The following is a 15,153-nucleotide window of genomic DNA, read 5'->3' on the forward strand; positions in this document are numbered from 1 at the left end:
AGGGCACACTAGTCTGGTCAACCCGGCGAGGGCGACCGTTTGGTCATCCCCGCCGTGCCCCTCTCACACCGGACGACAGGTTCTTCTCTCGTGACCACCACACTTCTTGCCGCCATCCCCTCGCCTCCGCAGGGAGTCTGGTACCTCCCAGTCAGGGCTTACGCTCTGTGTATCGTCGTGGGAATCGTCGCGGCCATCTTTCTGACCCGGGCCCGATACACCGCTCGGGGAGGAAACAGGGAGACTGTCCTGGATGCGGCTGTTCTCTCGGTGATCCTCGGGATTATCGGCGGTCGGCTTTACCATGTCATTACCGACTATGACTCTTACTTCTGCTCGGACTGCAACCCCGTCGACGTATTCAAGGTCACCAACGGTGGTCTCGGAATCATCGGGGCGGTCACGCTCGGGGTGCTCGGGGTTTGGGTCATGATGCGGCGCAAGGGGCTACCCTTCGCTCCGCTGGCCGATGCGGCCGCCCCGGGCATCATTCTCGCCCAGGCCATCGGCAGGCTGGGTAACTGGTTCAATCAGGAGCTCTATGGCAGGCCAACCGATGTTCCGTGGGGACTCAAGATCTACCGCCGGGTCGACGAGACAGGTGCCGTTGCACCGCTCACCGGCCATTCCACGGGGGAGATACTCGCGGTGGTGCATCCGACGTTCCTGTATGAGCTGCTGTGGAACCTCGGGGTTGTTGTGTTGTTGCTCTGGGCGGATCGGCGCTTCCGGATGGGACATGGGCGGGTATTCGCGCTCTATGTGGCGGCGTACGCGGCGGGGCGGTTCTGGGTGGAACTCATGCGCGCGGACCCCGCGAACCACATCCTCGGTTTCCGGGTGAACACCGTGACGTCGACACTACTGTTCCTCGGTGCTGTTGCCTTCCTCATCCTTGTGCGGGGAAAGCGGGAGAACCCGGAAGACGTGGATCCGTTCGGTGACGGTGCGGGCGATCCCGACGTCCCAGCGAATGCGGAGAACTCCGTGGGTTGTACAGGACACACTGCCCGGAGGGCAGACGTCGAGCGGAACGACGACGGTACAAGCGGTGACACTGCGGATAATTTCCGGTGAAAATCCGGATCACGGCACGGTGTGAGCAGTATCGCGCGTGCGGTGCGGAACACGTTTCCCCATGACTGTTTGTGTCTGAACATGTCCGCTTGTGCCTGGTTGGAGGATTTTTACAGCCAGTGACCTGGGCCTGTGTTGGGTGTCACACGGGTGAGGTGACGTGCGAAGGTGCCTTATCACACCGCTTCCGTGGCGGCACAGTCGGGGATGGGGGACTACAGTCGAAGGCGTGGAAAGACGAACCAAGATTGTATGCACCCTCGGACCTGCCGTTGCGAGCAAGGAGGGCATCGAATCCCTCGTTGAAGCGGGCATGGATGTTGCCCGACTCAACTTCTCGCACGGCGACTACCCTGATCATGAACAAAACTACAAGTGGGTACGTGAGGCCACTGACACCTCCGGGCGCGCCATCGGTATCCTGGCCGACCTGCAGGGGCCGAAGATTCGTCTCGGCCGTTTCGCTGATGGGCCGCAGATGTGGGCCACCGGCGAAACCGTGCGCATCACCGTTGACGATGTAGTCGGCACCCATGACCGCGTTTCCACCACCTACAAGAATCTGGCCAAGGATGCCCAACCCGGTGACCGGTTGTTGGTGGATGACGGAAAGGTTGGCCTCGTCTGTATCGGTGTCGAAGGCAACGACGTCATCTGTGAAGTCACCGAAGGCGGTGAGGTCTCAAACAACAAGGGCGTCTCGCTACCCGGTATGGACATCTCCGTTCCGGCTCTTTCTGTGAAGGACATCGCTGACCTGAAGTTCGCGCTGAAACTCGGCGTCGACTTCATCGCGCTTTCGTTCGTCCGTTCACCGGCGGACATCGAACTCGTGCACGAGGTGATGGATGAGGTCGGACGCCGCGTCCCGGTCATCGCGAAGCTGGAGAAGCCTGAGGCAATCGACGCCCTCGAATCGATCATCCTCGCATTTGATGCGATCATGGTTGCCCGTGGTGATCTCGGAGTTGAGGTTCCACTGGAGCAGGTTCCGCTCATGCAGAAGCGTGCCATCCAGATTGCCCGGGAGAACGCCAAGCCCGTCATTGTGGCCACCCAGATGCTTGACTCGATGATCGAGAACTCCCGTCCGACCCGTGCGGAAGCCTCCGACGTCGCTAACGCTGTTCTTGATGGCGCGGACGCAGTCATGCTTTCCGGTGAGACCTCGGTCGGGCGTGACCCGCAGAACACGGTGCGCACCATGGCGCGCATCGTTCGTACAGCGGAGTCAGCGGGCAATGTCCCACCGCTCAGTCATATCCCGCGTACCAAGCGTGGTGTGATCAGCTACTCCGCCCGCGACATCGCGGAGCGACTCAATGCGAAAGCGCTCGTCGCATTCACCTCCTCGGGGGACACCGCGAAGCGGGTTGCCCGTCTGCACTCACAGCTTCCGCTGCTGGTGTTTACCCCCGATCCGGCTGTTCGCTCGCAGCTCGCTCTCACCTGGGGTGCGGAAACCTTCCTCTGTCCCCGGGTTGAGGATACCGATGGCATGATGCGGGAGGTCGACAAGGCGTTGCTGGCTATGCCCGAGTACAAACGTGATGACATGATGGTCGTTGTCGCGGGAACCCCGCCCGGGATCCGTGGTAATACCAACATGATTCAGGTACATCTGCTCGGTGAGAATTCGACCACGGAGTCGACGACCATCGGTGCGGCACCCGCCGAGGCGGCACCCACTGCGGTCTCGACCACTGAGACAGCTTCCGCGGAATCCTGATCCACAACGAAAACCAACGCTCGACCACGATGGCCTGGCCCGCATTCGCGGTGCCGGGTCTTCGTGTGGATGAGGGGTAGAAAATTCGCCACGGCTGCACCCCTACCGATCCGATCGGCCATGAAACCACAATCGCTAACGTAAGGTTGAACGAGTGATTTCTTCAGCAAACGTCCATATTTCCCACAACACCCCGACGCCGCTGCTGCCCCTGCGCCGTCTCGCTTTGAATTTGCGCTGGTCATGGCGTGATTCAACCCGTGATCTCTTCGAGTCGATCGATCCCGTCCTCTGGGCGGAACTGGGCGAGAACCCGAAGATGATGCTGCACCGCGTGGATAATTCCCGGTTGCGGCAGCTCGCCGAGGACAAGGACTTCATCCAGCGGATGAAGTCAGAGGTCGAGGATCTAGACGCCTACCTGGCGGATAACTTCTGGTATCAGAAGACACATTCCGCTGATGCCGCGGCAGGTTCCACGGATCCGGTGGCAGCCTACTTCTCCATGGAGTTCGGTATCCATCCGTCACTCCCGATCTACTCGGGTGGACTGGGTGTCCTTGCCGGTGACCACATGAAATCCGCCTCCGATCTCGGTGTGCCGTTGATTGGTGTGGGTCTGCTCTACTCCTTCGGCTACTTCACGCAGTCGCTGTCCGCCGATGGTTGGCAGCAGGAGCGCTACGAGTACCACCATCCGGAAGATCTCCCAATCGAGCGTGTCACCGACGCCAACGGTGAGCAGATCAAGGTCTCCGTTGCATACCCGGATGGCCGTGACATCGTTATCGCACTGTGGGTGGCGCAGGTCGGGCGTATCCCGCTCCTGTTGCTGGACACTAATATCGACGACAATCCTCCCGGGATGCAGGAGGTCACGGATCGACTGTATGGCGGTGACAGTGAACACCGGATCAAGCAGGAGCTTGTCCTCGGCGTTGGTGGCGTGCGGGCCGTCAATGCATTCTGTGATTCCCGCGGTTTGAAGCGACCGCAGGTTGCGCACCTGAATGAGGGCCATGCCGGATTCCTCGGCTTGGAGCGGATTCGTGAACGCATGGATGAGGGTGTGAGTTTCGATGCCGCACTCGCTCAGGTTCGTGCCGCCAACATCTTCACCACGCACACCCCGGTTCCCGCCGGTATTGACCGCTTCTCGGTCGATCTCGTGCGCCGGTACCTGGGTGATGGACAGGATCCCAGCAGACACCTCTGCCCAGGAGTCCCGATCGGCCGTGCTCTCGAACTCGGTGCCGAGGATGCCCCGGGGACATTCAACATGGCCCACCTCGGTCTGCGGCTTTCGCAGCACGCGAATGGTGTGGCCAAGCTCCACGGTGAAGTTTCCCGCGGTATGTTCGCCTCGCTGTACCCGGGTTGGGTCGGCGATGAGGTTCCGATTGGCTCCGTCACGAACGGTGTGCATCTTCCCACCTGGGTGAAGCCTGAGATGGCGGAGATCATCGAGAAGATCTCCGGTGGCGCAGATCTCACCTCCACGGACGTCTGGGAGCATCCGGATGCTGTGAGCGATGATGAATTGTGGAACGCACGCAACGGTCTGCGCCATGATCTCGTTGCGGTGGCCCGCGAATCGGTCCATTCCTCCTGCCTGATCCGTGGGCAGCATGAGGCACAGTTGTACTGGACCCGGAATGTCCTCGATCCGGATGTGCTCACGGTCGGCTTCGCCCGCCGTGTCTCCACTTACAAGCGCCTGACCCTGATGCTGCGTAATCCGGAGCGCCTGCGCCGGATTCTGACCAACCCGGACCGCCCCGTCCAGTTCGTTATCGCTGGCAAGGCACACCCGCATGACGAGGGTGGTAAACAGCTCATGCAGCAGATCATCCAGTTCGCGGATGATGCGGGGCTACGGGACAAGTTCATCTTCCTTCCCGATTACGACATCGGTCTCGCCGGATACCTGATCTCCGGCGCGGACATCTGGTTGAACAACCCCGTCCGTCCGCAGGAGGCCTCCGGAACCTCCGGTATGAAGGCGGTCATGAATGGTTGCCTGACTCTGTCGGTATCCGATGGCTGGTGGGATGAGATGCCGCAGGATGGCTACGGTTGGACAATCCCGACGGTGGATACCCTCGACACCGATTACCGCGATAATCTCGAGGCTCAGGCGCTCTATGATCTCCTTGAATACGAGATCGCCCCACTGTTCTACGATCGCGACGGCGAAGGAATCCCGCGCCGCTGGCTCGAGATGGTCCGCCGCTCCCTGACGACGCTGTCGCCGATGGTGACCTCGTTCCGTATGGTGCGGGACTACACGGACGAGTACTACCGTCCGACGGATGCATCGGCACGCCGCATCATGGAGCACGCCGGTGACGCTGCGGAGTTCGTGGAGTGGATCAACCGGCTCCGCGGAAACTGGGATGCAGTGCATGTGCATGACCTCAAGGTCAACGGTGTTCCGGCCCGGTCCACCGGGCAGGTTCTGGCGGGAGAATCGATGACGTTCACCGTTGCAGCCGATCTCGGTGGTCTTACTCCGGAGGATGTCACGGTTCAGCTCATCACTGGACATCGGACCACAGACGGAACCTTGGAGAACACGGAGGTGTTCGAGATGGCACGTTCCGATGACGGTTACACTGTCACGCTGCCCAGCGACCGCCCGGGTGACATCGGTGTTACTGCCCGTGTCATTCCCTCGCATCCGCTTCTGGTGAGCCCGGCGGAACTCGGCTTGATCAGCTACCACTCCTGATCCGTTCGGTGGCGTGACCATCGTCACCGAACAACGAACGACGCCCCACGCGCCGCCCGGTCATCCGGGAGGTTCGTGGGGCGTTGTCGGCGTGTTGTGCGGGGGAAAGGACGTTCCTTTCCCCTTTCTGGATCAGCGGCCGAGGTAGCTGAGTACCGCGGCCGCCGCGGCCTTGGTTGAGGCGTCAACGGAGGGAACGTAATCCGGGAGAAATGTACCGGAGTGGTTCGTCGGTATGTCTCGGCTGATTCGACCAGCAGCTTCCGCTGCCGCCCATTGTTCACGTGGTGTGACCCCCACGGTCCAGAACAGGTAGGGAACCTTGAATGCATTCGGGATGTCACAGAAGTCCTCGGATGCGGTCCACCGTCGTGCATCGACGGAATCATCGCCGAATACCGCATCGAATGTCGCTCTCACCTGTCGGAATACTCCCGGGTCATTGTCGGTGAGATCTCCGTGCGCCGAGTACGCGAAATCCGGTTCTCTCTCACAACCGCTCGCGATGCATTCCGCCCGCACCACCCGTTCGATGGCCCGGTAGACCCGGTGCTTCACGTCGTTGTCGTAGAAGCGGCAGTTGAGGACCAGAGTGGCGGTACCTGGAATCGTGTTGTTCGTGTGCCCGGCGCTCAGAGTCCCGACCGTGATCACCGCGAAGTCCTCCGGGGAGACCTCTCTGCCGACGATGCCCTGGAGTCGCACGACGATCATCGCCGCGATGAATGTTGGATCGATTGCGTTGTGCGGCATTGAACCGTGTGCGCTGCGACCGTGGACGGTTACTGTGATGGTGTCACATGCTGCGAGCGCGGCACCGGGCATCGACATGACGGTTCCTGCTGGGCCTGGAACGACATGTTGTCCCAGGCACACCTCCGGCTGGGGGATCTTGTCCATCAACCCGTCGTTCACCATGGCAATGGCGCCGTCAGAGTTCTCCTCAGCGGGTTGGAACAGTGCGATGAACGTGCCGCGCCATGCGTCACGGTGTTCATCGAGGATCTGGCATGCCCCAAGCAGCGCCGTGGTATGCATGTCATGCCCGCAGGCGTGCATGACCGGGCTGACATAACCGTTGTCCTGAGTGTGGATGTCCGTGGACGCGAAGTCAACCCCGGTCTCCTCTTTGACGGGAAGGCCGTCGAAGTCGGCGCGCATGAGTACACAGGGGCCTTCGCCGTTGGTGAACACCGCCACGATCCCGTATCCACCGATGTGGGTGGTTACCTGTGCATCGAAGCGGGCGAGTTGAGCGACAATGCGTTCCGCGCTCTCTTTCTCGTGACCGGATAGCTCGGGATGGGCGTGCATCTCCCGGTAGAAGTCCCACTGCCAGGACAGATCGCTGCTGTGGGAGGCGAGGAGCGCTACCACCGAGGATGGGGCTGCTGTGGTGGTGTGTAAGTCTGTCTCCGTGTTCTCCGCCATGTGTGGAGGGCTCCTATCGAAAATATGCCGGTGACTTGTCTAGGTGGTGATGTCCGCATCTGGGTTTCAGGTGTCACCAGAACTGGAAATGGTGGCCGGGGCAACCATGCTGAGTGGAGGATCTACCTGCTGATTCCAGATATACCGGAGCGGCCGGTCCGTGACGGGGATTTGACGGTACAGTGTCTTGATCGGAAACGCTCGAGGGACCGATTCCACTGTAGCCGGGCTTGCCCGGGAGTCATTCAGCGGCCGTGCAGGAAAGGGTTGTATCGGAGACTGTTTCGTTCGAGGTGACATTCCGTGGCGATACGTAGATTGGCGGAGATCGCTCCGTCGTCACGCAACGCGTACATCGCCGCTACCATGCGGTCTCTGATGGACTGGGGGGAGATGGTGTTGAGATAGATTTTCGTGCCTCCCTCGAAGCCCGCGAGCGTGGAAACCCGCCATTTGATGACGACGCGCCAGGGCATCGGCATGTCGAGGTCGACGGGTTTGTGGTGCCACTCTTCGTTACACGGAACGTCAGGTCCAGCCGCGGCGTGACAGGCGTGGATCAGATCGCTCATGCCGCGCACCTCGTCAGGAGACTGTAGCCAGGGCTCCGGTGTGGCGGACTTCGAGTAGATTTCCAGAGTCGGGTACCGGTGTCCGATTCCCGCGAAGCAGATCGCATGGTCGTTCTCGGCGATGGTCAAGTTGTGGTAAGCAGCGTAGTCCACCGCCAACTCGTTGTACATGTTCGGATTCGCCCGGAGCTGCGCTATCTCGGTGTCTGCTTGTACCCCGCGCTCGTCGATGGCGACGAGTTGCTTGTGCAGATGATCAAATGAGGCTCCGGCGGGCTTCAGCCAGTTCTGGAATACCGCCACATACGGTGTGTAACGGTTTCGTCCGTAGAGGTCTGCGGTGGACGCGATGGTGAAGCGGATCAGTGCGGCGTGTTCTTCCGGGGTGAGAGTCCCGGAGGACGCGAGCTGGCCGGAGTCGGTGGCCCCGGGGGCGAAGTGGTTACGGGCGATGATGACGTCGTGTCCTCCTGCGAAGAAACCCCCGGCCCGTTCGAGGAGGTCGGATTCCGTGAGGTCGGCGACCTCGTCGGCTGCGAGGGTGCCGGATGCGCGGAGGCGCGTTTCGACGGTGCGTCTGACGTGTTCTCTGCCGTCGGGGTCCGCGATGTAGGCGGCCATTCGGGAGGAGGTCTCGGAATCCATGATGAATCCGTAGTTTGCACGCCAGTAATCGTAGGACACGATTTCGAAGAGATTGGGTACTCGACGGAATGCTGCGCGCGTTTCGTGCAGTTGGTGAGGAAGTAACCCGGTGCGGATCTCCCATCCGTCGCTGGCATTCTCCGCACCCCCGGTGCGGATCATCCGGGACTTCTCCGGGGGAGTGAGCAGGAGGTTGCCGGGGCAGAACGCGCAGTGGTGCTCGGTGTCGATCTCAGACAGGGGGGTTGTGGTTGTGGCGGGGGCCGACAGTGGCCGGTTGCCGCGGCCCGGAACTGTCCACACCTCCGTTCCGGTGAATGGGTTGACCTGCTTGATCGTTCCGTCCGCCATTGTCGTGAGCGGTATCGGTCGGGTGGGAAATGAGGGGGTCATAATTATCCAGATTATTCGCTAGGGTGGCGGCATGCCCACGATAGTTTTTGATTGTCTGGTTCCCGATGCGGAAGCTGAAGGTTTGTCCGAGCGTTTCAACCGGGTCACAGATGAGCTCGTCGATTCGGGTGAGGTGGAGGACGCCAGCGTCACCTTTGACATGTCTCCGCGTGTGGATCCGGATCTGGAGGTCGAGCTCCGGCGGATCTACCGGCTGGAGCACGCCGATCTCGACATGAACGACGCATCGGTGTGCCGGTACCGGATCCGTGTGAACGGGGTGCGGGGGTCGGTGAATCAACTGGCGATGACCTTGTCTCGACTGTTGACGCCACCCGCCCGGCTACCACGCGACCGGGTGTTGCTGGAGCAGGAGGCCCTCTTCGAACTTCCGGCCACCTACCCCTGGTCGGTGCAGGTCTTCAGGTAGCGTTCCGCGAGTTGACGTCCTGCCTCCCGTAACTGGGCTTCGGTCCGCCGTGGATCTCCGATGGGGGCGTCGCCGTCGAGTTCCACTCCTGTGACACCGTGGGGAAGTACAGTTTTTATGGCACCCGCGACAACGGCTGCCGGTTTTTCGGCATCCCTGGCGAGATCGATGACAGTTCCCACGACCTTGCCGGTGAAGCTCTGTTCGTCGAGTCGGCCCTCACCGGTGACGACGAGATCGGCATCGGCAATGAAATCGGCGAGTCCTACGGCGTCTGCGACGGTGCGGGCTCCGGGAAGCAACCGTAGCCGGGGTTCTCCCCCAGTGATGATCGAACTCAACCAGTGAATCCCCACGGGCACTGCTCCCGCAGCACCGTAGCCAGGTGTGGTGGGGTCGATTCCGGTGAACTCGCAGAGTCTACCCAGTCCGGCGTCAAGGTGTGTGATGAGTTCTGGGTCGGCGCCTTTCTGGGGTCCGAATTCTGCGGCGGCTCCCGTCGGGCCGGTGACTGGGGCTGTGACGTCGGCGAGTAGGGTCCATTCGACTGCGGCGGCCCGCACGTTGAGTTGTGCGGTGTCGATGTCCGCTAGTTCGGTGAGGTGTTGGCCTCCTTGTGGGAGTGCGTGGCCGGCGTGGTCCACGGGTTGAGCTCCGAGAGCGATGAGGATGCCGGTGCCGCCGTCCACTGTCGCCGATCCGCCGAGTCCGAGGATTATGCGTACCGCCCCGCGAGAGACCGCATCGGCGATGAGTACTCCGGTGCCGAAGGTGTCACCCGATCCGGGTACCGGTGTGTCGGCTACTGCCGGAAGTCCGGATGCCGCAGCGACATCGATGTACGCCTGTGGTACCCCGGTTCCTCCGCCGGTGCGGTCGAATACATAAGAGGCTTCGGTGAGCCGACCCGCAGCGGTGACTGTGGGGAGAGTACAGATTTCGCCGCTAAAACAGGATGCGGTGCCTTCACCGCCGTCGGCCATCGGAACCAGGATGACGGTCGCGTCGGGGCAGACGTCGGTGAACCCGGACCCGATCCATTCTGCGGCCTGCATTCCGGTGGCGGTGCCCTTGAAGGAGTCCGGTGCCAGAACCACTGTTGGTGCGGCGAGGGTGGAACCGGCGGCGGTGTTCGGATTGGTCACGGTCTCTTCCTTTTCGGGTCGGTCCGGGCCGGAGCTACCGGACGCTACTGTGGGGCCCATGCGAATCGGTTGGGGAAAACCTGTGTCTCGCGTCATTGCTGCGGTGGCTGCTGGTGTGATCAGTGTAGTGGGTGCGGTGCCGGGCGATGCATCCACGGCTACTGCCGGGTTCGTCGGCGACGATATCCCCGGGCCGCCGAACACCGATCTGTCCGGGGCCCGGAAGGTGGAACGCATGATGGGATATCGGCCACTGGTTCCCCAGGGGGTCAATGATCCGGGGTGCCGGGTGCGTCCGGGGCGGGAGCAGGCCGTGGTCCTCGTGCACGGCACGGATTCGACGCTTTACGCCGACTATTCTCTGCTCGGCGCGGAACTGGTCAGGGAGGGGTGGTGTGTATTCGGGATGGACTATGGCCGGGGCCCGGAGCCAGATGATGGATTCGGATGGCGTCCGGTGGCGGATTCTGCTGCGGAGATGGACGTCACTGTCCGTGCGGCGTTGCGTTCGTCAGGGGCCCGGCAGGTGTCCCTGGTCGGGTTCTCCCAGGGCGCGACCGTCGCACGGTATTGGACGAACATCATCGATCGTGGTGTGCACACCGCGACCTGGATCGGGCTTGCCTCCCCGACGCGGGGAGGCGGTCCCGATGGTCTCGTCGGGCTACTTGAACTGGTGCCACCGCCGCTTCGGGAAAGGCTGCTCTCGCCTGCATTGCAGGATCTGTTGGTGGGGTCGCGGTTTTTGGAGGCGTTGAATTCTGTGGGTGAGACCGTCCCGGGGCCGGCTTACGTAACGGTCTCAACGAGATTCGACGAGATGAACTGGCGACGGGACCTGGAGCCGATTCACGGGGACCGGGTACGCAACATTGTGCTGCAGGACATCTGCCCCGTGAATCTCGGTGGACACATGTTGATGCCCTACAACCCCACGGTGGTGGAACTCATCAAATACCTGTTGGTCGATTGGCAGGCCGGGGGTGGGGAGGGGGAGGTTCACTGTGTTTCGATGCCGTTGGGTGCGGCGATCGGGCCTGTCGTTGTGGAGACGAACATCGGAAAACTGCAGGGTAGGCCACCTGAACGTCTGGGTGTGATCTACGTCACCTAATTTTGAGTTGCGCGACAGGTATTACCGGTCAAGACTGGGGTAAACCCCATCGCACCCACCGCGGCCCACGGGGTCCCGGAGATTTCCCGGTCCGTCCAGTGCGGAACTGGGTTGCCGGTCTCGGGACGACACAGTTCGTCCCGCGTCGTAGCCGGGTCGCGGAGACAAGGAATCTAAGCCACATGAATGTTGACGAAAAGGTCTCCCAGTACTACAACACGGTGCTCAACCGGAACCCCGGCGAGGCCGAGTTCCACCAGGCCGTCGCCGAGGTGCTCGACTCGCTGAAGATCATCCTCGAGAAGGATCCGCACTACGCTGCGGAAGGTCTCATCGAGCGGCTCTGCGAGCCCGAGCGTCAGCTCATCTTCCGGGTGCCGTGGACCGATGACGAGGGCAAGGTCCGTGTCAACCGCGGTTTCCGTGTCCAGTTCAACTCCGCACTCGGCCCGTACAAGGGTGGCCTGCGTTTCCATCCGTCGGTTAACGTCGGCATCATCAAGTTCCTCGGCTTCGAGCAGATCTTCAAGAACTCCCTGACGGGTCTGCCTATCGGTGGCGGCAAGGGTGGCTCGGATTTCGATCCCAAGGGTAAGTCGGACGCTGAGATCATGCGCTTCTGTCAGTCGTTCATGACCGAGCTGCACCGCCACATCGGCGAGTACCGCGACGTTCCCGCCGGTGACATCGGAGTCGGTGGCCGCGAGATCGGTTACCTCTTCGGCCAGTACCGTCGTCTCGCGAACCAGCACGAGTCCGGTGTCCTCACCGGCAAGGGGCTGACCTGGGGCGGTTCGCTCGTTCGTACCGAGGCCACCGGCTACGGCTTGGTCTACTTCACCAAGGAGATGCTCGCCGCCCACGGTGAGACCTTCGACGGTAAGAAGGTCATCGTCTCCGGTTCCGGAAATGTCGCCATCTACGCCATCGAGAAGGCTCAGGAGCTCGGCGCGACCGTTATTGCGTTCTCGGATTCCTCCGGCTGGGTCGAGACCCCCAACGGTGTCGATGTCGCTAAGTTGAAGGATGTCAAGGAAGTTCGTCGCGAGCGTATCTCCGCCTACGTCGATGAGGTCGAGGGCGCAACCCTGCACACCGACGGTTCCATCTGGGATCTTTCCTGTGACGTGGCTCTTCCCTGCGCCACCCAGAATGAGCTCGATGGTGAGCACGCCAAGAAGCTGGCGGACAACGGCTGTAAGTTCGTTGCTGAGGGTGCCAACATGCCCTCCACCGCGGACGCCGTCGAGGTCTACCGCGAGCGCGGTGTCCACTTCGGTCCCGGTAAGGCGGCCAACGCTGGTGGTGTCGCCACCTCGGCACTGGAGATGCAGCAGAACGCCTGCCGTGACTCCTGGACCTTTGAGTACACCGACAAGCGTCTGCATGAGATCATGAGCAACATTTTCAAGATCTGTGATGACACCGCACGCGAGTACGGCCATGAGGGCGACTATGTCATCGGCGCCAACATCGCCGGCTTCAAGAAGGTTGCCGACGCGATGATCGCTCAGGGCGTCATCTAGTCTGAGCTGTGTCACCGTCACTCACGTGACTGAATCGACGACCCCGTTTCCCCCCGTCACCTTGCTGGTGCGGAGTCCGGAAACGGGGTCGTTGTTGTGTCACATCTGGCCCATGCTGCAGATTCAGTACTGTGTCCTCACCACGGAGCCGTCTTTGTTGGGTACCGTAAAGGGCATGTACCGCGTATTTGAATCCCTTGATGAGCTCAACGCAACCGTCGAGCAGGCCTACGGTGTTCCGATGTCCTCGAACTGCCTCGTTCCCCGGACGGACATGCTCCGGCTCCTCGATGATCTCCGGGAAGCTCTGCCCCAGGAGATGGACGATGCCCAGGATGTCCTGGATAAGCGGGATGAATTAATCCGCGGAGCGGAGGAGCAGGCTGAATATCTGGTCACTGAAGCCGAGAACGAGGCCTCCGCAATCGTGTCCACCGCACGTTCCGACGCCGATGCGATGGTGGCTGACGCGGAGAACCACGCGAATCTTCTTGTCGCGCGTGCTGAGGAGGAGGCCGAGCGCCTCGTCTCCGAGGCGCGCCGTGAAGCAGAATCCACGGTGAATCGCGCCACCGCCGAGGCCGAACGGCTCGTTGCCAAGGGCAATGAGACCTACCAGCGGAGTGTCGATGAGGGGCTCGCCGAGCAGCACCGCCTCGTCAGTGATTCCGAGGTTGTCCGACGCGCGGATGAGGAGGCGCATCGGATCGTCGATGCCGCACACGCCGATTCCAATCGGCTCCGCAGTGAGTGTGATGCTTTCGTTGATTCCAAGCTTGCGGAGTTTGAGGAGTCGTTGTCCTCGACGCTGCGCAGCGTCTCCAAGGATCGTGCGGCGCTCCGCCGTGGCGCAGGGGCCGCCGGTCGCGGTGATCGTATTGAACGCGCGGAACTAAGGGATCGCCCCGAGCGAGGAACCCGCTATTCCGCTCGCGGTTACGCGGACTAGGTTCGGCGGTTGATGTCGGCCCGGATTCCGCTGTCTGGGCGGTGACCGTGCCAGAGGGTAGGCTGTGGAGCGTCATGAACTCACCATTTGTATTTGATGTCTCAGCCCTGTTGCGCTCCTCGGCAACCCCTACCCAGTGCACCCAGACAGGCCCCAGTCCATTGAGGATCGGTCTCCCGCTGGTCGCGATCGAGGAAGGTGCTCCTGTCACGGTTGATGCCTTCCTCTCGCCTCTGGGGGATGCAGTGCTCGTGGATGCGACCGTCACCGCCACACTCTCCGGTGAATGTGCCCGTTGCCTGCGTCCCCTCGATGTTGAGCACCCCTTCCAGGTTCATGAGGTGTTCGCCGCCTCCGATGACTTCATCCACGGTGATGCCGCAGACGACGAGGCCGACGAGAACCCACCACGCATCGAGGGCACCGAACTGGACATTCAGCAGGTGTTGATTGATGCCGTTGGACTGGCCCTGCCGTTCTCCCCGACCTGCGCCTATTTCGGGTTAGGAGCATGTGATTCGGAGCAGACCCCGGCGCCGGACGGTGTTTCGGGAGAAGATGAGAAGAAGCTTCCTGATCCTCGGTGGGCCGGTCTGGAGAAGTTCCTGTGAGCGCCCGGAAACAACGTCCTACAGGTATGGTGGCGCTCACCAAGGCTTTCGATTCCATCGAACACGCTCCGCTGCTCGCCAGTTTCGGTGTCGAGCTGCCGACTGATCTGCTGCGTCTCGCGTTGACCCACCGCTCATTCGCCAATGAGAACGGGCACCTGCCGAACAATGAGCGCCTCGAGTTCCTGGGGGACTCGGTACTCGGCCTCTCGGTTGCCGCGCGGCTCTATCAGTTGCACCCCACACGCTCGGAGAGTGACATCTCGAAGATGCGTGCCTCCATCGTGAGCCGTTACGGTCTCGCTGAAGTTGCCCGGGACATCGGTCTCGGTCGATATATCCTCCTGGGTAAGGGGGAGACCAGTAGCGGCGGCAGTGACAAAGATTCCATCCTTGCGGACACCACCGAGGCTCTGCTCGGGGCGATCTACCTGGAGCACGGTTTCGAGGTGGCGCGTGCGGTGGTGCTCCGGCTCTTCTCACATCTCATCGAAACCGCTGCCGCGACAGGTATGCACAATGACTGGAAGACGTCACTCCAGGAGCGGCTCGCAGAGCGGAAACTGCCGATGCCCGAGTATTCCGTCACCTCTGAGGGGCCGGATCATGACCGGCAGTTCACTGCGACGGTGACTGTCGCGGGACGTGAATTGGGGACAGGTCGCGGGACGAGTAAGAAGACCGCGGAACAGGATGCCGCGGCGGTAGCTTACGACCGGCTGCGTGATGAACTTGACTTCGGTCCCGATTCCGCGGAGACGATCGCGCGGGACATTGCATCGGGCCGCAAGCGATCCTGA

At 61.6% G+C, this 15,153-nt stretch carries 12 protein-coding genes; 9 read left to right on the top strand and 3 right to left on the bottom strand.

The annotated features are described in order from the left end of the window. The first annotated feature begins 90 nt into the window (after positions 1-90). The 3 genes from lgt to glgP all read left to right on the top strand — a co-directional run bounded on the left by lgt (position 91) and on the right by glgP (position 5,537). Positions 91-1,077 carry a prolipoprotein diacylglyceryl transferase gene (gene lgt / locus QWU44_RS01140; RefSeq protein ID WP_370913879.1) on the top strand — a complete coding sequence of 329 codons (987 nt, stop codon included), beginning with the start codon at positions 91-93 and terminating at the stop codon, positions 1,075-1,077. A gap of 229 nt (positions 1,078-1,306) precedes the next feature. Next, complete coding sequence (gene pyk / locus QWU44_RS01145; protein WP_370913880.1) at positions 1,307-2,806, top strand: pyruvate kinase; 1,500 nt, start codon at positions 1,307-1,309, stop codon at positions 2,804-2,806. A 157-nt stretch (positions 2,807-2,963) separates the two neighbouring features. Then, positions 2,964-5,537, top strand: a complete 2,574-nt coding sequence (gene glgP / locus QWU44_RS01150) for an alpha-glucan family phosphorylase (protein ID WP_370914280.1) — start codon at positions 2,964-2,966, stop codon at positions 5,535-5,537. 132 nt (positions 5,538-5,669) lie between these two features. Here glgP and QWU44_RS01155 read toward each other — a convergent pair whose 3' ends face one another. Next, positions 5,670-6,968 (bottom strand): amidohydrolase, encoded by a 1,299-nt coding sequence (locus QWU44_RS01155; RefSeq protein WP_370913881.1) that lies wholly within the window; start codon positions 6,966-6,968, stop codon positions 5,670-5,672. A gap of 245 nt (positions 6,969-7,213) precedes the next feature. After that, the gene (locus tag QWU44_RS01160; RefSeq protein WP_370913882.1) at positions 7,214-8,578 is read right to left on the bottom strand and encodes a DUF4921 family protein; all 1,365 of its coding nucleotides are present in this window, start codon (positions 8,576-8,578) and stop codon (positions 7,214-7,216) included. Positions 8,579-8,609: 31 nt separating this feature from the next. Here QWU44_RS01160 and QWU44_RS01165 point away from each other — a divergent pair, with 31 nt between their 5' ends. After that, positions 8,610-9,008 (top strand): hypothetical protein, encoded by a 399-nt coding sequence (locus QWU44_RS01165; protein WP_370913883.1) that lies wholly within the window; start codon positions 8,610-8,612, stop codon positions 9,006-9,008. Here QWU44_RS01165 and QWU44_RS01170 read toward each other — a convergent pair. Further along, the gene (locus QWU44_RS01170) at positions 8,978-10,153 is read right to left on the bottom strand and encodes a glycerate kinase (RefSeq protein WP_370913884.1); all 1,176 of its coding nucleotides are present in this window, start codon (positions 10,151-10,153) and stop codon (positions 8,978-8,980) included. The two genes, QWU44_RS01165 and QWU44_RS01170, sit on opposite strands and share 31 nt — an antisense overlap. A gap of 82 nt (positions 10,154-10,235) precedes the next feature. On the opposite strand from QWU44_RS01170, the gene QWU44_RS01175 reads away from it, so the two are divergent. The 5 genes from QWU44_RS01175 (at position 10,236) to rnc (ending at position 15,153) form a co-directional block, all read left to right on the top strand. Further along, positions 10,236-11,267 (top strand): esterase/lipase family protein, encoded by a 1,032-nt coding sequence (locus QWU44_RS01175; protein WP_370913885.1) that lies wholly within the window; start codon positions 10,236-10,238, stop codon positions 11,265-11,267. 182 nt (positions 11,268-11,449) lie between these two features. Next, the gene (gdhA, locus tag QWU44_RS01180) at positions 11,450-12,793 is read left to right on the top strand and encodes an NADP-specific glutamate dehydrogenase (protein WP_370913886.1); all 1,344 of its coding nucleotides are present in this window, start codon (positions 11,450-11,452) and stop codon (positions 12,791-12,793) included. Between the two features lie 175 nt (positions 12,794-12,968). After that, positions 12,969-13,742 carry a DivIVA domain-containing protein gene (locus tag QWU44_RS01185; protein ID WP_370913887.1) on the top strand — a complete coding sequence of 258 codons (774 nt, stop codon included), beginning with the start codon at positions 12,969-12,971 and terminating at the stop codon, positions 13,740-13,742. A 74-nt stretch (positions 13,743-13,816) separates the two neighbouring features. Continuing rightward, a complete protein-coding gene (locus QWU44_RS01190) occupies positions 13,817-14,353 on the top strand; it encodes a DUF177 domain-containing protein (RefSeq protein ID WP_370913888.1) in 537 nt (178 codons plus the stop codon). Next, positions 14,350-15,153 carry a ribonuclease III gene (gene rnc / locus QWU44_RS01195; RefSeq protein WP_370913889.1) on the top strand — a complete coding sequence of 268 codons (804 nt, stop codon included), beginning with the start codon at positions 14,350-14,352 and terminating at the stop codon, positions 15,151-15,153. Before QWU44_RS01190 ends, rnc begins: the two co-directional genes overlap by 4 nt.

Source organism: Corynebacterium sp. CCM 9203, from assembly GCF_041357675.1.
Taxonomy (GTDB): Bacteria; Actinomycetota; Actinomycetes; order Mycobacteriales; family Mycobacteriaceae; genus Corynebacterium.

What these genes read in the sequence shown, in the direction of transcription:
- QWU44_RS01160 (WP_370913882.1), bottom strand. Translation starts at nt 8,578, where the DNA reads ATGACCCCCTCATTTCCCACCCGACCGATACCGCTCACGACAATGGCG.
- QWU44_RS01185 (WP_370913887.1), top strand. Translation starts at nt 12,969, where the DNA reads ATGTACCGCGTATTTGAATCCCTTGATGAGCTCAACGCAACCGTCGAG.
- QWU44_RS01155 (WP_370913881.1), bottom strand. Translation starts at nt 6,968, where the DNA reads ATGGCGGAGAACACGGAGACAGACTTACACACCACCACAGCAGCCCCA.
- QWU44_RS01165 (WP_370913883.1), top strand. Translation starts at nt 8,610, where the DNA reads ATGCCCACGATAGTTTTTGATTGTCTGGTTCCCGATGCGGAAGCTGAA.
- gdhA (WP_370913886.1), top strand. Translation starts at nt 11,450, where the DNA reads ATGAATGTTGACGAAAAGGTCTCCCAGTACTACAACACGGTGCTCAAC.
- QWU44_RS01190 (WP_370913888.1), top strand. Translation starts at nt 13,817, where the DNA reads ATGAACTCACCATTTGTATTTGATGTCTCAGCCCTGTTGCGCTCCTCG.